The following is a 15,071-nucleotide window of genomic DNA, read 5'->3' as shown; positions in this document are numbered from 1 at the left end:
GCTGATCGTGGAGCGTAGCCTTTCGAGTAATTCCGGCAAGGAGGCCGGAAGCCGGTCGCGCCTGCCACAAGCGGGCGGCCGGACGCGAGAGTGAAGGTTGCGTGAACCGTGACGATCGACAATCAACCCGACACCCGGCTGGACGACGTCCACCTTCCCGTCGGCGCCGACATCGTCGGGCTGCTGACTCCCGAGGGCGAGCGCGTCAGCGACGTCCGCTTCGACGCCTGGGTCTCCGACATCGGCGCTGAGCAGCTCCTCGGCCTCTACGAGGACATGGTCGTCATCCGCCGCATCGACTCGGAGGCGACCGCCCTGCAGCGTCAGGGTGAGCTGGGCCTCTGGCCTCCGCTGCTCGGCCAGGAGGCCTCCCAGATCGGCTCCGGCCGCGCGCTGCGCCACGACGACTTCGTCTTCTCCAGCTACCGCGAGCACGGCGTGGCCTACTGCCGCGGCGCCGGCCTCGTCGACTTGCTGCGCGTGTGGCGCGGCACCGCCCAGTCCGGCTGGAACCCCTACGACATCAACATGGCGACCCCGCAGGTCATCATCGGCGCCCAGACCCTGCACGCCACCGGCTACGCCATCGGCATCCAGGCCGACGGCACCGACGCCGCCTCCATCGCCTACTTCGGCGACGGCGCGACCTCCGAGGGCGACGTCAACGAGGCGCTCATCTTCGCCGCGACGTACGCCGCTCCTGTCATCTTCTTCTGCCAGAACAACCAGTACGCGATCTCCGAGCCGGTCGCCCTCCAGGCGCAGCGCCCGATCGCCGAGCGCGCCCCCGGCTTCGGCGTGCCGAGCGTCCGCGTCGACGGCAACGACGTGCTCGCGGTCATGGCCGTGACCCGTTCCGCCCTCGACCGCGCCCGCAGCGGCGGCGGACCGACCTTCATCGAGGCCGTCACCTACCGGATGGGCCCGCACACCACCGCCGACGACCCGAGCCGCTACCGCGACCCGGCCGAGGTCGACGAGTGGCGCGCCAAAGACCCGATCGCGCGCGTGGAGGCCTACCTCGCGTCCGAGGATCTGCTGACCCCGGAGCGGTTGACCGCCATCCAGGAGCACGCCGACCGCGTCGCCGCCGAGATGCGCCAGGGCGTCGTCGCGCTGCAGGACCCGGACCCGATGACCGTGTTCGACAACGTGTACGCCGAGCCGCACACCGGCCTCGCCCGCGAGCGCGACCACTATTCGCGCTACCTGCGCACGTTCGTGGGAGGCGACCGATGACCGCACTGACCATGGCCAAGGCCATCAACGCCGGCCTCCGCCGCTCGCTCGCCGAGGACGACCGCGTCGTCCTCATGGGTGAGGACATCGGCACGCTCGGCGGCGTGTTCCGGGTGACGGACGGCCTCCAGACCGAGTTCGGCCCGCGCCGGGTCATGGACTCGCCGCTGGCCGAGTCCGGCATCCTGGGCACCGCCGTCGGGATGGCGTACCGCGGGCTGCGTCCCGTGGTGGAGATCCAGTTCGACGGCTTCATCTACCCGGCGTTCGACCAGATCGTCAGCCAGGTGGCGCGCATGCACTACCGCACCGCGGGCGCCGTGCGGATGCCGATCACGATCCGCGTCCCGTTCGCGGGCGGCATCGGCGCCGCTGAGCACCACTCCGACTCGCCGGAGGCCTACTTCGCGCACGCCGCAGGGCTGCGCGTGGTGAGCCCGTCCACCCCGCAGGACGCGTACACGCTCATCCAGCAGGCGATCGCCTCGGACGACCCCGTGCTGTTCTTCGAGCCCAAGCGGCGCTACCACGCCAAGGGCGAGGTGGACGAGGACGCCCCGCTGCAGGACGCCCGCCCGATGGGCACCGCGCGCGTTGTCACCTCGGGCAGCGATGTCACCCTGGTGACGTACGGCGGCCTGGTGCAGCTGGCGGCGGACGCGGCCCTCGCTGCCGAGGACGAGGGACTCTCGGTGGAGGTCATCGACCTCCGCTCGCTGTCGCCGCTCGACCTCGACACCGTCGCGGCGTCGGTGCGGAAGACCGGGCGGCTGGTCGTCACGCACGAGGCCGCGCTGTCCGGCGGCCTCGGCGCGGAGATCTCCGCCTCGATCACGGAGCGCTGCTTCTACCAGCTCGAGCACGCGCCGGTGCGCGTCACCGGCCACGACATCCCGTACCCGGCGGCCAAGCTGGAGGCCGCGCACCTGCCCGACCTCGACCGCATCCTGGACGGCATCGACCGCGTGATGGACCGCCCGAACTCGCTGAGCGGAGTGGAGGACTGATGGCGGTCAAGGAATTCGCGCTCCCGGACCTCGGTGAGGGACTCACCGAGTCGGAGCTGGTGAGCTGGCACGTAGCCGTGGGCGACACGGTGCACCTCAACCAGATCATCGCCGAGGTGGAGACCGCCAAGGCGCTGGTCGAGCTGCCCGCCCCGTACGCGGGGACGGTCTCCCGGCTGTACGTGGAGCCCGGCGTGACGGTGGCGGTGGGGGAGCCGTTGGTGGCGTTCGAGGTGGAGGGTGCGGCCGGGTCTGAGCCCGCGGCGCCCGCTGCCGCGCCGACCGAGGAATCGCCGTCGAGCGACGCCGCGGTCAGGGAGCCCGTGCTCGTGGGCTACGGCGCGCGACCGGATGCCAAGGGCAGGCCCGCGCGGCGCAGCCGTCCGGGGCTGGCGTCGCAGCCGGCCGCCCGGGAGGCTGTCGCCGCGCCTGCCGTCGCAGCGCCCGCACAGCCTTCGGCCCCCACAGCTCCCGCCTCTGACACCGCGGTGCGCGAGCGCCCGCGGGCGACGCCGCCCGTCCGCAAGCTGGCCAGGGAGCGCGGCATCGACCTCGCCGCCGTCACCGGCACGGGCGAGCGCGGGCTGGTGACGCGCGCCGACCTCGACGCGTACGCGACCAAGCCGGCGGCCGCGCTGCAGGCGACCGAAGCCGCACCCGGCGAGCTCCGCATCCCGATCAAGGGCGTCCGCAAGGCGACGGCCGAGGCGATGGTGCGCAGCGCGTTCGGCGCCCCGCAGGCGACCGTGTTCCTCACGGTCGACGTCACGCCGACGAGTGAGCTGATCGAGCGCCTGCGCGCCCGGCCCGACCTCGCCGACGCGCGTCCCGGCCTCCTCGCCGTCGTCGCGAAGGCGCTGTGCCTGGCGGCGCGGCGCACGCCGGAGGTCAACTCCAAGTGGGATGAGGCCGCCCAGGAGATCGTCCAGACCCGTGCGATCAACCTCGGCATCGCCGCGGCGACCCCGCGCGGGCTGCTGGTGCCGGTCATCCGCGACGCCGACGGCCACTCGCTGGCCGAGCTGTCCGGCGCGATCCGCGAGCTCGCCGTCACCGCGCGCTCGGGCAAGACGCAGCCGGCCGCGCTCAGCGGCGGCACGATCACGATCACCAACGTGGGCGTGTTCGGGGTGGACGCGGGCACCCCGATCCTGACGCCGGGGGAGGCGGCGATCCTGGCCGTCGGGGCCGTGCGGCGTCAGCCGTGGGAGCACCGCGGCGAGATCGCCTTGCGCGACGTGCTGACGCTCGCGCTGACGTTCGACCACCGGATCGTGGACGGCGAGCAGGGCTCGCGCTTCCTCGCCGACATCGGCCGCATCCTGGCCGACCCCGCCTCGGTCCTCACCCTCGTCTAGCAGCCATCTCTTCCGGACTTATGTACGCGCACACGCGGCGTGTTGCGTACATAAGTCCGGAATTGATGGCGAGGGGTCAGGCGTGGAGGGCGGCGTTCAGTTCGACGCCGGTGCCGGAGCGGCGGAGGACCTCCACGGCGCCGGTGAGCGAGTTGCGGCGGAAGAGCAGGCCGGGGACGCCGGAGAGTTCGACGGCCTTGACGGTTTGGGGGCGGCCGTCGGCGGTTGCCGGGCTGTCGACCACGACCACCTTCGTTCCGGCGGTGACGTAGAGGCCCGCCTCGACGACGGTGTCGTCGCCGATCGAGATGCCGATGCCAGAGTTCGCGCCGAGCAGCGCGCGCTCGCCGATCGCGACGCGCTGGGTGCCGCCTCCGGAGAGGGTGCCCATGATGGAGGCGCCGCCGCCGATGTCGGAGCCGTCGCCGACCACGACGCCCTGCGAGATGCGGCCCTCCACCATCGAGGAGCCGAGCGTGCCCGCGTTGAAGTTGACGAAGCCCTCGTGCATCACCGTCGTCCCCGGCGCGAGGTGGGCGCCGAGCCGCACCCGGGAGGCGTCCGCGATGCGCACCCGGTCGGGCGTCACGTAGTCGAGCAGCCGCGGGAACTTGTCGATGCCGGTGACATGGATGCCTGCGCGCTGCAGCTTCGGCCGCAGGCGGTCCAGGTCGGCCGGGAGGATCGGCCCGGCGTTGGTCCAGGCGACGATCGGCAGGTGCGCGAAGATCCCGTCCAGGTTCACCGTGTTGGGGCGCGCGAGCAGGTGCGAGAGCAGGTGCAGCCGCAGGTAGGCGTCCGGCGTTGAGGCCGGGGCGGTGTCGAAGTCGATCTCCACCGTCACGATGTCGATGCGGACGTTGCGGCGCGCGTCCTCGCCGGCGAGCTCCTCGAACTCGGCGGGGGCGATCCAGCGCTCGCGGCCGGCCGGGATGCGGCCCAGTCGCGGCTCCGGGAACCAGGTGTCGAGCACGGTGCCGTCGCCGGCGATCGTGGCCAGCCCGTAGCCCCAGGCGGAGCGGGCGGAGGACTCGTCAGGAAAGTCGGAAGGCATGCCCCTAGATTAGTAGCGTGCCTCTCGACCTCAGCGCCACGTCCATCGACCTCACCCGGCAGATCTGCGACATCGAGTCGGTCTCCGGAAACGAGCGAACGCTCGCCGACGCGATCGTGCAGGCGCTCGAACCGCTGCCGCACCTGGAGATCATCCGCGACGGCGACACCGTCGTCGCCCGCACCAACCTGGGCCGCGAGCGCCGCGCGCTGATCGCCGGCCACATCGACACCGTGCCGCTGAACGACAACCTCCCCACCCGGTTCGAGATGGACGGCGGCGTCCGCTACCTCTGGGGCCGCGGCACGGTCGACATGAAGGCCGGCGTCGCGGTGCAGCTCAAGCTCGCCGCCGAGCTCACCGACCCCGCGATCGACGTGACCTGGATGTGGTACGACCACGAGGAGGTGAACGCCGAGCTGAACGGCCTCGGCCGCCTCGCCCGCAACCGGCCCGACCTCTTCGTCGGCGACTTCGCGATCCTGGGCGAGCCGAGCAACGGCGTCGTGGAGGGCGGCTGCAACGGCAACCTCCGCGTCGAGGTCCGGGCTTACGGTCTGCGCGCGCACTCGGCCCGCGGCTGGGTCGGCGAGAACGCCATCCACAAGATCGCACCGGTGCTCGACCTGCTGGCCGGCTACACGGCACGCCAGGTGGAGGTCGACGGCCTCGTGTACCGCGAGGGTCTGAACGCCGTCGGCGTCTCGGGCGGCGTCGCGGGCAACATCATCCCCGACGAGGCGATGGTGCACGTCAACTACCGGTTCGCCCCGTCCCGCAGCTCGGAGGAGGCCATCGCCTACATGCACGAGCTGTTCGACGGCTACGAGATCACCGTGGTGGACCGCGCCGACGGCGCCCGCCCCGGACTCGACGCCCCGCTCGCGCAGGAGTTCGTCGCCGCGGTCGGCGGCGTCGCCAAGCCCAAGTACGGCTGGACCGACGTCGCCCGGTTCAGCGCGCTCGGCATCCCCGCGGTCAACTACGGCCCGGGCGACCCGCTGAAGGCGCACGCCGACGACGAGCGCGTCGACGTGGAGCAGATCGTCGCGGTGGAGGCCGGTCTCCGTGCCTGGCTCAGCGGTCCCGGCGCCCGCTGAGGCGGAGGAGGCGGCGCTGACCGAGCGCGGCCCCTGGTGGTCGCGCTGGTGGGTGCGGGTCCTCGGCGTCTTCCTCGCCAGCCGGGTGGTCACCACCGTCATCCTGCTGATCTTCGCCGCCAACCAGGGCAGGAACCCCTGGACCGGCGCGCATCCCGACTACTTCTCGTTCGCGACGATCTGGGACGGCCTCTGGTACAACATCGTCGCGGTCAGCGGCTACCCGGCGTCGCTGCCGTCGACCGACGGCCTCCATGTGACCGAGAACGCCTGGGCGTTCCTGCCCGGTTACCCGGGGATCGTGGACGCGGTGATGTTCCTCACCCGGCTGCCGTGGGCGCCGGCCGCGGTGCTGGTGTCCGTGGCGTGCGCGGCCGGGGCCGCGCTGGTGTTCTACCGGCTGATGCTGCGCGTGGGGCTGGGCAGGTCCACGAGCATGTTCGCGGTGGTGCTGTTCTGCTTCTCGCCGGTCTCGCCGCTGTTCCAGCTCGCCTACGCCGAGTCGCTCCACCTGCTGCTGCTGGCCGCCGCGTTGCTGCTCCTGGTCGAGCGGAGGTACGGCTGGCTGTTCCCCGTGGTGCTCGCGATGGCGTTCACGCGGCCGAGCGGGCTGGCGTTCGCGCTGGCGGTCGGCCTCCACGTCGCGTACCGCTGGCTGCACCGGCGCGAGGACCCGTTCCCCGTGCGGCAGCGCGTGCTGAGCGTGTCGTTGGCCGTCTTCAGTGCCGTGGCCGGGATCGCCTGGCCGGCCATCGCCGCGATCGCCACCGGATCGTGGACCGCCTACACCGACACCGAGCTCGCCTGGCGCGCGCCGTACATCGGCTACACCCACCTGGTGCCGTTCACGCCGTGGTTCCAGGGCGCGAACTGGTGGGCGAGCGTCATGCTCGGCGTGCCGGGCTGGATCGGCGTGATCGCGCTCCTGCTGCTCGTCGCCGTCTACGCCGTGCTGCTGTTCTCGCCCGCGGTGCGCCGGCTCGGCGTCGACCTGCGGTTCTGGATCGCGGCCTACTCGCTCTACCTGTTCGCAGTGTTCTTCCCGCAGTCGAGCACGTTCCGACTGCTGATGCCGCTGTTCCCGCTGCTGGGCGTGGTCGCGATGCCGAAGAGCCGGGTGTACCGGGTCGGGATCGTCGTGTTGTTCGTGGCGCTGCAGATCGGCTGGATCGCGATCTGCTGGGGTGTGGACGGGGCGGACTGGTCGCCGCCGTGATCCGGCGCGCGCGACGGCGTGTCGCACGCGGCCCATTGCGCCTGGGGTAGACCGGCGATTTCCCCCGTCAGCCGTGGATGACGGATAATAGACACGACATCCACGAAAGGGGAGCTGCATGGCGGCCATGAAGCCGAGGACCGGGGACGGGCCAATGGAGGCTGTGAAGGAGGGACGGCTCATCATCGTGCGGGTACCGCTCGAAGGTGGGGGACGTCTGGTCGTCTCCGTCAACGATGCGGAGGCCAAGGAACTTCACGACGCTCTCGCGAGCGTCGTGAGCGCGTCCTGACGACGTACCCGACTGAACGAGACACCCGAGAAGGGGCCCCGAGCGATCGGGGCCCCTTCCTCGTGTCCGGGGTGGTCTGTCCGGGGTCTACGCGGTCAGCTTGGTGATCTGGAGCAGCCCGTCGCCCGCCGGCGACAGCGCGCTGATCACCGCACCGGAGGCCGCCGTCTCGGTGATGAGCGTGCGGAAGCCGGTCGACAGCGGGTCGCGTGCAGCGGGGTCGGCGACCCGGCCGCGCCAGAGCGCGCGCGCCACCAGGACGGTACCGCCCGGTCGCACCAGGCGCAGGCCGTGCTCGACGTACTCGATAACCGACTGCGGGTCGGCGTCGATGAAGACGATGTCGTAGGAGTTCTCGTTCATCCGGGGGAGGACGTCGAGTGCGTGCCCGGTGATCAGCCGGACGCGGTTGGCGGCGATGCCCGCCTCGGTGAAGAACGTGCGAGCGTGCTGCTGGTGGTCGACCTCGACGTCGATGCTGGTGAGCTGGGCCTCCGTGCCGCCGTGCAACAGCCAGAGCCCCGACACGCCGACGCCGGTGCCGATCTCGACGATGTTCTCCGCCTTGGTCGCGGCGACCACGACGGCCGCCTGCGCGCCCGTGCTCGGTGCGATCGGGTCGACGCCCAGCTCCAGGGACTGCTGCCGGGCTCGGGCGATCACCTCGCTCTCGACGATGACGTCGTCGGCGAATCTCCAGTTCGAGTCTTTGTCAGACACGTATCTCCCTCGGTGGCCTCGGTCAAGAATAGGCCCAGCCGATCCAGCATTCGTGCAGCCGCGCGCGATACTCTTCATGTGTGTTCGGCCTGACCTTCGAGAAGCTCCTCATCGTGGCTGTGATCGCCGCATTCCTGATCGGGCCGGAACGGTTGCCGCTCTATGCGGGCAAGCTCCGGCAGTTCGTGCGCACCGTGCGCGACTTCGCCGACGGCGCCAAGGACCGCATGAAGGAGGAGATGGGGCCGGAGTTCGACGACGTCGACTGGAAGAAGCTCGACCCGCGTCAGTACGACCCGCGCCGCATCATCCGCGAGGCGCTGCTGGACGACGCGCCCGCGCCGTCCGCGATCAAGCCGGTGACCCCATCGGCGTACGCACAGCGTGCGAGCCTCCCGCCCGGGACGGTGCCGCCGTTCGATCCCGAGTCCACCTGAGCACTCGTACAGGATTGCGCGCGCGTCGCTGACGCGCTGCGCCCCTGAACGAGCCTGCATCCCATACGATGCGGGAATGATCGCAACGCAGCAGTCGCTGACCCGGGCGACTGTCGCCCGTTACGCCGTCGGCTCGCTCGGCACCGGAGGCTTCGCGACGCTCCCCGGACTGGTCCTCGTCTACTACCTGACCGACAGCCTGGGCGTCGCCGCCCTCGCCGCCGGGCTCGTGGTCACGGTCGCCAAGGTGTGGGACGTGATCATCGATCCGGTGATCGGCGCGCGCAGCGACCGGATGCTGGCCGCACGCGGGTCGCGGCGGCCGATGATGCTGCTGGGCGCGGTGGCGCTGCCGGTGTTCTTCCTGCTCACCTTCGCCGTCCCGGCCGGCGCCGGCGCCGTCCCCGCAGCCGTGTGGGTGTTCGTGGCGTTCCTGCTGACCGCGACCGCGTTCAGCCTGTTCCAGGTGCCGTACATCGCCCTCCCGGCCGAGCTGGCCTCCGGCTACGACGAGCGCACGCGGCTGCTGACCTGGCGCGTAGTGGTGCTGACCTTCGCGATCCTCCTGTTCGGCGCCGGCGGACCCGCGCTGCGGTCGCTCGGCGGCGGGAACGACTTCGCCGGCTACTTCCTGATGGCGCTGGTCGCCGGAGTGGTGATCGGCGGCGGGATGCTCGTCTCGGCGTTCGTCGCGCCACGGCAGCTGCCCGCCGAGGTCCTGCCGCCGCGGGAGGGCGTGCTCACGACGCTGCGCACGAACTATGCGGCAGGGATCGGCGCCCTGCGCGACAGCCAGCCGTTCCGCGCGCTGCTGCTCACGTTCCTGCTGCAGGGGCTGGCGACCGGGATGATGCTCGCCGGCGCGAACTACGTCGCGACCTGGGTGCTGCACTCGGAGGACGCGGTGACGTTCCTCTTCATCGCGCTGATCGGCCCCGCGCTGGTCGTGACGCCGCTGTGGGGCGTCGTGGCGCGGCGGATCGGCAAGGAGCGCGGCTTCCTGGCGGCGAGCGTCCTGTTCGGGGCGGCGGCGCTGTCGATGGTGCTGCTGGTCTGGTTCCCCGGAGCGTGGGTGTACCTGCCCGTCGCGGTCGCGGGAGCGGCCTACGCGGGCATGCAGTCATTGCCGATGGCGATGCTGCCCGACGTGATCTCGCACGACGCGCGCCGCAACGGTCCCGGTCGCGCCGGCACGTTCGGCGGGATGTGGACGGCGGGGGAGACGACGGGCATGGCGCTCGGCGCGACCGTGCTCACCATCGTGCTCGCGCTGACCGGGTACATCGCCCGCTCGGCGTCGGCCGCGGCGGCCGTGGGCGCGACGCAGCCCGTGGAGGCGGTGGCCGGGATCGTGCTGAGCTTCAGCCTCATCCCCGCAGCGGTCATCGCGGTGAGCCTGGTGCCGCTGTCACGGTACCGGCTGCGGAAGGGAGACGTCGATGACATCCTTTGACCGGAACGCCATCCTGGGCCGGCTCGCGAGTCTGCGTGCCGCGGACGCGCCGACGCACGGCGGACAGGTGCTGAGCTACGTGTACGACTCGGGGATCGCCGAGCTCGACGAGCTGGCCGCCGCCGCGGTGCGGATGCTGCAGCCGGTGAACGGGCTCGACCCGACCACCTTCACCTCGGTGGCGGTGATGGAGCGGGAGGTGCTCGGGTTCGCGCGCGAGCTGCTGCACGGCGGCGACGACGTCGTCGGCTCGGTGACCTCCGGCGGCACCGAGTCCTGCCTGCTCGCGGTGAAGACCGCGCGCGAGGCGTGGCGGGCCCGCGGCGGCACGGGCGTGCCGCGCATCCTCGCGCCGGTGACCGTGCACGCGGCGTTCCACAAGGCGGCGGAGTACTTCGGGCTCCAGCTGGAGCTCGTGCCGGTCGACGCGGACACCGGGCGGCTGGACCCGGCGCGGCTGATCGAGCGGCTGGGGCCGGAGGTCGCGCTCGCGGTCGTCTCCGCGCCGTCGTACCCGTACGGGTCGCTCGACCCGGTCGAGGAGGTCGCGGCGGCCTGCGACGAGGCCGGTGTCGACCTCCACGTCGACGCCTGCATCGGCGGCTGGATCCTGCCGTTCTGGCGCGAGCCGGACGGGTCGGCGCTGCCCGCGTGGGACTTCCGGGTGGCCGGGGTCACCAGCCTGTCGGCCGACCTCCACAAGTTCGGCTACGCGCCGAAGGGCGCGAGCGTCCTGCTGCAGCGCGGGCGCGACCGGCAGCGGCTGCAGTACTTCGCGACGACCGGATGGCCGGGCTACCCGGTCGTGAACCCGACGCTGCTCGGCTCCAAGTCCGCCGGCGCGCTGGCGGCGTCGTGGGCGATCATCCAGGCCCTCGGGGCGCGCGGCTTCGCGTCGCTCGCGGAGGCGTGCCTGCAGGCCACCCGGGCACTCGCCGACATCGTGGGCGACATCGAGGGGCTGCGCGTGCTGGGAGCGCCGACCGGGCCACTGCTCGCGGTCGCGGCCGACGACGCCGTGCCGGAGAACCGCAGGGTCGACCCGCACCACTGGGCCGACCGGGCGCGCAAGCGCGGCTGGCACCTCCAGCTCCAGCCGGGGCTGACGCAGCCGGACGGGACGCGCCTGCCGCACACGACGCACCTGACGATCACCCCGGTCACCCGGGGCCGTCTGGACGAGCTGGAGGCCGCGCTGCGGGCCTCCGCGGACGACGTGCGCGGCGTGCCGCCGGTGGACACCGCGGCCGCGCTGTCGGCGCTGCCGCCGCTCGGCGACCGGCCACTCGACTCGGACACCGCCGCCGGGCTGCTGCGCGCCGTCGGGATCGCGGGCGACGCCCCCGGCCTCCCGGACGAGCAGGCCCCGCTCCTGGCGCTGATCGAGGCGCTGCCGCGCCCCGTCACGGAGCGCCTCCTCATCGAGCTCCTGGCCCGCCTCGCCGAGCCCGCCTAGCGGGCCGATCGCGCCTAGCGGGTGGACAGGGGCAGCTTGCGGCGGGGGAGGTCGCGGGGGCGCTGGGCGAGGCCGGCGGCGACGGCGCGGATCGCTGCGGCCGCCGGGTCCTGCGGGTCGGTGACCACGATCGGCGCGCCGGTGTCGCCTCCGGTGCGCAGTGGCACGCTGAGCGGGACGCTGGCGAGCAGCGGCACCGGCTCGTCCTGACCGGCCGAGAGCCGCCGTGCGACCTCGGCTCCGCCGCCGGAGCCGAACAACTCCAGCACACTGCCGTCCGGCTGCACGAGCCCGGCCATGTTCTCGATGACGCCGACGATCCGCTGACCGGTCTGTCGCGCCACGACGCCGCTGCGCTCCGCGACGTCGGCCGCCGCGGGCTGCGGTGTGGTGATCACGAGCACCTCCGCCTGCGGCAGGAGCTGGCCGACCGAGATCGCGACGTCCCCGGTGCCGGGCGGGAGGTCGAGGAGCAGCACGTCCAGGTCGCCGAAGAAGACGTCGCCCAGGAACTGCTGGATCGTCCGGTGCAGCATCGGCCCGCGCCACGCCACGGCCGCCGATGAGGAGTCGACGAACATCCCGATCGAGATGATCTTCACGCCGTAGGCGACCGGCGGCAGGATCATGTCGTCCACGCGCGTCGGCCGCACCGCGACGCCGTCGGCGTCGGTCAGGCCAAGCAGCCCCGGGATCGAGAAGCCGTGCACGTCCGCGTCCACCAGGCCGACCCGGAGGCCGCGCTCGGCGAGCGCCACGGCGAGGTTGGCGGTGACGGTGGACTTGCCCACCCCGCCCTTGCCGCTGGTCACGGCGTAGACGCGGGTCAGCGAGTCCGGACCGAACTGCTGCGCGCGTGCAGCGCGGCCGCCGCGCAGCTTCTCGGTGAGCGCCGCGCGCTCGGCGGGCGTCATCACCGAGACGTCGACCGTCACGCCGCTGACGCCGGGGACGGAGGCCGCAGCGGCCCGGACGTCCCGCTCGATCTTGTCGGCGGCCGGGCACCCGACGATGGTCAGTTTCACCCGCACGGTGGCGTGCCCGTCCCCGTCGACCTCCACGCCGCCGATCATGTCCAGCTCGGTGACGGGCTTGCGGATCTCCGGGTCGAGGACGCCGGAGAGGGCGCGCCCGATCAGCTCGGCGACGCCAGGACCGGAAGGACCGGCCTCAGGCACGCGCACGTCCGTTGTCGGCCGGCTCGCCTTTGTCCAGGTCCTCCAGGAGGGCGCGCAGCTCGGCGCGGATGAAGTCCTTCGTCGCCATGTCCCTGACCGCCAGGCGCAGGGCAACGACCTCGCGGGCCAGGTACTCGGTGTCGGCCAGGTTGCGCTCGGCGCGCTGCCTGTCCTGCTCGATCTGCACGCGGTCGCGGTCGTCCTGCCGGTTCTGTGCGAGCAGGATCAGCGGCGCTGCGTACGACGCCTGCAGCGACAGCACCAGCGTCAGGGCGATGAAGCCGAGCGCCGCCGAGTCGAACCGCCAGGCGTTCGGCAGGAGCGTGTTCCACAGCATCCAGGCCACGACGAAGACCGTCAGCCCGACGATGAACCACGGCGTGCCCATCGCCCGCGCGATCCACTCCGTGAACCGGCCGAACCGGTCGCTCTGCTCGAGCGGGTCGCGGCGCCGGGGGATCACCGACGTGCGGAGGCCCTTCGGGGCGTCCAGGCTGTTGTCCTGCTTACCTCGTGCCACTTCCGCCCCTCCTTCCGTTCACGATGCGGATACTGCCGGTCTCCTCGGACGGGGCCTTCACGGGCTCGTCCTCGTCCTGACTTCGCCAGTCGTCGGGGAGCAGATAGTCGAGGATGTCGTCGATGGTCACCACCCCGACGAGCCGGTGCTTCTCGTCCACGACGGGCACGGAGACGAGGTTGTAGCTGGCGAGGATGCGCGACACCTCTGCGGCGGAGGTGTCGGCGGTGACCGGCTCCAGGCTCGGGTCGAGCAGGGTGCCGAGCCGGACGTGCGGCGGGTAGCGCAGCATCCGCTGGAAGTGCACGATGCCGAGGAAGCGGCCGGTCGGCGCCTCGTACGGCGGCAGGGTCACGCAGACGGCCGCGCCGAGCGCGGGGGCGAGCTCGTGGCGGCGGATGAGGGCGAGGCCCTCGGCGACCGTGGCGTCGGCCGAGACGATGATCGGCTCTGTGGTCATCAGGCCGCCGGCGGTGTCCGGCGCATAGCTCAGCAGCATGCGGACGTCGTCGGCCTCCTCGGGCTCCATGAGCTCCAGGAGGTGCTCGCCGCGCTCGTCCGAGAGCTGGGCGATGAGGTCGGCCGCGTCGTCGGGCTGCATCTGGTCGAGCACGTCGGCGGCGCGGTCGTCGTCGAGCTGGGCGAGGATCTGCACCTGCTCGCTCTCCGGCATCTCCTCCAGCACGTCGGCGAGCCGGTCGTCGGGGAGCTCCTCCGCCACCTCGAGCATGCGCTGCTGCGGGAGGTCGAGGAGCGTGTTCGCCAGGTCGGCGGGCTTCAGCTCCGAGTAGGCGGCGATGAGCTGCTCGGCGGACTGCGCCTCGCCGCGGGCGGCCTGCTTCTCGCGCACCTCGTTCCAGGCGGCGAACGTGGTCTGGCCCTTGCCGAACGGGGACGCGCCCGACTTGGGCCGCCGGACGAAGAGCTGGCTCACCGCCCAGTCGCCGGTCGGGGACTCCTGGATGGCGACGTCCTCGATGGTCGCCTCTCCGGTGCCGTCGGTGAAGAGGACCTTGCGGCCGAGGAGCTCCGCGATGACCCGGACCTCACCGCCGCGCTGCTCGAACCGGCGCACGTTGATGAGACCGTTGGTGATGATCTGACCGCTGGAGATGCTGGTCACCCGCCCGATCGACAGGAACACGCGCCGCTTGCCCGGGATCTCGACGATGAGGCCGACGACACTGGGCGGATCGTCCTTGCGGTACACCACCAGCACGTCGCGGACCTTGCCGACCCGGTCGCCGACCGGATCGAACACGCTGGTGCCGGCCAGGCGGGCGACGAAGATGCGGGTACTCACGTCTTATAACTTAAGCCCTAGATGCCGGGCGGACGGTGAGGATGGGACAATGACGGGATGACCACACCCAGCCCGCTCGGCGGACGAAACCGGATGCTCTTCCCGACGATGCCCCGGGGAGAGGTCGTGGCCACGTACGAGACGTACGTCGACGCGCAGCAGGCGGTCGACCTCCTGGCCCGCGCGGACTTCCCCGTCGACAAGGTCTCCATCGTCGGAAGCGACCTCAAGAGCGTGGAGCGCGTGACCGGCAAGCTCACCTGGGGGCGGGTCGCGCTCGCCGGGGCGGCCTCCGGAGCCTGGCTCGGCATCTTCTTCGGGCTGCTGCTGCTCATCTTCTCGCCGACGGTCAGCTACGCGTTCGTCATCGCGGCCGTGCTCATCGGCGCCGGGTTCGGGATGCTGTTCGGCATCGTGTCCTACGCGATCAACCGGCGCCGCCGCGATTACACGTCGGTGATGCAGGTGATCGCGACCAGCTACTCGGTGCTGGTGGACTCCGAGCTGGGCAACCGGGCGCGCAACCTGCTCGGCGGCGTCCCGGACGTCCAGGCTGCGCCTGGCACCTGGGCGCCCCCCGCGCACCCGTCCGACCCGCCGCCCGCGCCGGCGGCGCCGCCCGCGGACGACCAGCACCCCACCCCACCCACGGCATAACGCGATCGAGGGGCACGTCGTTGTCACTTTTCTCGACGAGAAGATAAAACAAAACAGCCCGCCGGCGGGGATGGAGGCCGC

15 protein-coding genes are annotated in these 15,071 nt (G+C 72.0%); 10 read left to right on the top strand and 5 right to left on the bottom strand.

Annotated features, from left to right (window positions below; all coding sequences use genetic code 11):
- The first annotated feature begins 114 nt into the window (after window positions 1-114).
- Genes pdhA through ACFRFH_RS15920 form a run of 3 tightly spaced genes read left to right on the top strand, consistent with a single transcriptional unit; the run spans window position 115 to window position 3,604 of the window.
- Complete coding sequence (pdhA, locus tag ACFRFH_RS15930; protein WP_382464172.1) at window positions 115-1,239, top strand: pyruvate dehydrogenase (acetyl-transferring) E1 component subunit alpha; 1,125 nt, start codon at window positions 115-117, stop codon at window positions 1,237-1,239.
- Window positions 1,236-2,246, top strand: a complete 1,011-nt coding sequence (locus tag ACFRFH_RS15925; RefSeq protein ID WP_382463973.1) for an alpha-ketoacid dehydrogenase subunit beta — start codon at window positions 1,236-1,238, stop codon at window positions 2,244-2,246. Before pdhA ends, ACFRFH_RS15925 begins: the two co-directional genes overlap by 4 nt.
- Window positions 2,246-3,604: a dihydrolipoamide acetyltransferase family protein gene (locus ACFRFH_RS15920; RefSeq protein ID WP_382463972.1), complete on the top strand. Its 1,359-nt coding sequence runs from the start codon at window positions 2,246-2,248 to the stop codon at window positions 3,602-3,604. The genes ACFRFH_RS15925 and ACFRFH_RS15920 overlap by 1 nt, the downstream gene beginning before the upstream one ends.
- A gap of 76 nt (window positions 3,605-3,680) precedes the next feature.
- Here ACFRFH_RS15920 and dapD read toward each other — a convergent pair whose 3' ends face one another.
- On the bottom strand, window positions 3,681-4,658 hold the full coding sequence (gene dapD / locus ACFRFH_RS15915; RefSeq protein ID WP_382463971.1) for a 2,3,4,5-tetrahydropyridine-2,6-dicarboxylate N-succinyltransferase: 978 nt from the start codon (window positions 4,656-4,658) through the stop codon (window positions 3,681-3,683).
- Window positions 4,659-4,675: 17 nt separating this feature from the next.
- Between dapD and dapE the strand changes: the two genes are divergently transcribed.
- The 3 genes from dapE (at window position 4,676) to ACFRFH_RS15900 (ending at window position 7,266) form a co-directional block, all read left to right on the top strand.
- Window positions 4,676-5,758, top strand: coding sequence for a succinyl-diaminopimelate desuccinylase (gene dapE / locus ACFRFH_RS15910; protein ID WP_382463970.1), 1,083 nt, complete (start codon window positions 4,676-4,678; stop codon window positions 5,756-5,758).
- A complete protein-coding gene (locus ACFRFH_RS15905; protein ID WP_382463969.1) occupies window positions 5,727-6,974 on the top strand; it encodes a hypothetical protein in 1,248 nt (415 codons plus the stop codon). The genes dapE and ACFRFH_RS15905 overlap by 32 nt, the downstream gene beginning before the upstream one ends.
- Window positions 6,975-7,092: 118 nt before the next feature.
- Window positions 7,093-7,266 carry a DUF3117 domain-containing protein gene (locus ACFRFH_RS15900; protein WP_021764147.1) on the top strand — a complete coding sequence of 58 codons (174 nt, stop codon included), beginning with the start codon at window positions 7,093-7,095 and terminating at the stop codon, window positions 7,264-7,266.
- Window positions 7,267-7,353: 87 nt separating this feature from the next.
- Here the strand turns inward: ACFRFH_RS15900 and ACFRFH_RS15895 are convergent, their stop codons facing one another.
- Entirely contained in the window at window positions 7,354-7,986 is a 633-nt protein-coding gene (locus ACFRFH_RS15895) for an O-methyltransferase (protein ID WP_382463968.1), read from the bottom strand.
- A gap of 80 nt (window positions 7,987-8,066) precedes the next feature.
- Here ACFRFH_RS15895 and ACFRFH_RS15890 point away from each other — a divergent pair, with 80 nt between their 5' ends.
- From ACFRFH_RS15890 to ACFRFH_RS15880, 3 genes are all read left to right on the top strand, one after another.
- Window positions 8,067-8,423, top strand: a complete 357-nt coding sequence (locus tag ACFRFH_RS15890) for a Sec-independent protein translocase TatB (RefSeq protein WP_382463967.1) — start codon at window positions 8,067-8,069, stop codon at window positions 8,421-8,423.
- A gap of 76 nt (window positions 8,424-8,499) precedes the next feature.
- On the top strand, window positions 8,500-9,876 hold the full coding sequence (locus ACFRFH_RS15885) for an MFS transporter (protein ID WP_382463966.1): 1,377 nt from the start codon (window positions 8,500-8,502) through the stop codon (window positions 9,874-9,876).
- The gene (locus ACFRFH_RS15880) at window positions 9,863-11,332 is read left to right on the top strand and encodes a pyridoxal phosphate-dependent decarboxylase family protein (protein WP_382463965.1); all 1,470 of its coding nucleotides are present in this window, start codon (window positions 9,863-9,865) and stop codon (window positions 11,330-11,332) included. The genes ACFRFH_RS15885 and ACFRFH_RS15880 overlap by 14 nt, the downstream gene beginning before the upstream one ends.
- 14 nt (window positions 11,333-11,346) lie before the next feature.
- Here ACFRFH_RS15880 and ACFRFH_RS15875 read toward each other — a convergent pair whose 3' ends face one another.
- From ACFRFH_RS15875 to ACFRFH_RS15865, 3 genes are read right to left on the bottom strand one after another with little or no spacing between them, the layout of a single operon-like run.
- Window positions 11,347-12,510 carry an Mrp/NBP35 family ATP-binding protein gene (locus ACFRFH_RS15875; protein WP_382463964.1) on the bottom strand — a complete coding sequence of 388 codons (1,164 nt, stop codon included), beginning with the start codon at window positions 12,508-12,510 and terminating at the stop codon, window positions 11,347-11,349.
- Window positions 12,503-13,030, bottom strand: a complete 528-nt coding sequence (locus ACFRFH_RS15870) for a DUF1003 domain-containing protein (protein WP_382463963.1) — start codon at window positions 13,028-13,030, stop codon at window positions 12,503-12,505. The genes ACFRFH_RS15875 and ACFRFH_RS15870 overlap by 8 nt, the downstream gene beginning before the upstream one ends.
- The gene (locus ACFRFH_RS15865; RefSeq protein WP_370056997.1) at window positions 13,017-14,333 is read right to left on the bottom strand and encodes a magnesium transporter MgtE N-terminal domain-containing protein; all 1,317 of its coding nucleotides are present in this window, start codon (window positions 14,331-14,333) and stop codon (window positions 13,017-13,019) included. Before ACFRFH_RS15865 ends, ACFRFH_RS15870 begins: the two co-directional genes overlap by 14 nt.
- Window positions 14,334-14,390: 57 nt before the next feature.
- On the opposite strand from ACFRFH_RS15865, the gene ACFRFH_RS15860 reads away from it, so the two are divergent.
- Complete coding sequence (locus ACFRFH_RS15860; protein WP_382463962.1) at window positions 14,391-14,990, top strand: general stress protein; 600 nt, start codon at window positions 14,391-14,393, stop codon at window positions 14,988-14,990.
- The last annotated feature ends 81 nt before the right edge of the window (window positions 14,991-15,071 follow it).

The sequence above is a fragment of the Leifsonia sp. NPDC056824 genome (assembly GCF_042789575.1).
Taxonomy (GTDB): Bacteria; Actinomycetota; Actinomycetes; order Actinomycetales; family Microbacteriaceae; genus Leifsonia.
The sequence above is the reverse complement of the archived record's forward strand: the minus strand, read 5'-3'. Positions and strand labels throughout refer to the sequence as shown.

Bases quoted from the DNA above. Each gene is read 5' to 3' on its own strand.
- ACFRFH_RS15860 (WP_382463962.1), top strand. From the start codon at position 14,391: ATGACCACACCCAGCCCGCTCGGCGGACGAAACCGGATGCTCTTCCCG.
- ACFRFH_RS15880 (WP_382463965.1), top strand. From the start codon at position 9,863: ATGACATCCTTTGACCGGAACGCCATCCTGGGCCGGCTCGCGAGTCTG.
- dapD (WP_382463971.1), bottom strand. From the start codon at position 4,658: ATGCCTTCCGACTTTCCTGACGAGTCCTCCGCCCGCTCCGCCTGGGGC.
- ACFRFH_RS15920 (WP_382463972.1), top strand. From the start codon at position 2,246: ATGGCGGTCAAGGAATTCGCGCTCCCGGACCTCGGTGAGGGACTCACC.
- ACFRFH_RS15925 (WP_382463973.1), top strand. From the start codon at position 1,236: ATGACCGCACTGACCATGGCCAAGGCCATCAACGCCGGCCTCCGCCGC.
- ACFRFH_RS15900 (WP_021764147.1), top strand. From the start codon at position 7,093: ATGGCGGCCATGAAGCCGAGGACCGGGGACGGGCCAATGGAGGCTGTG.
- ACFRFH_RS15885 (WP_382463966.1), top strand. From the start codon at position 8,500: ATGATCGCAACGCAGCAGTCGCTGACCCGGGCGACTGTCGCCCGTTAC.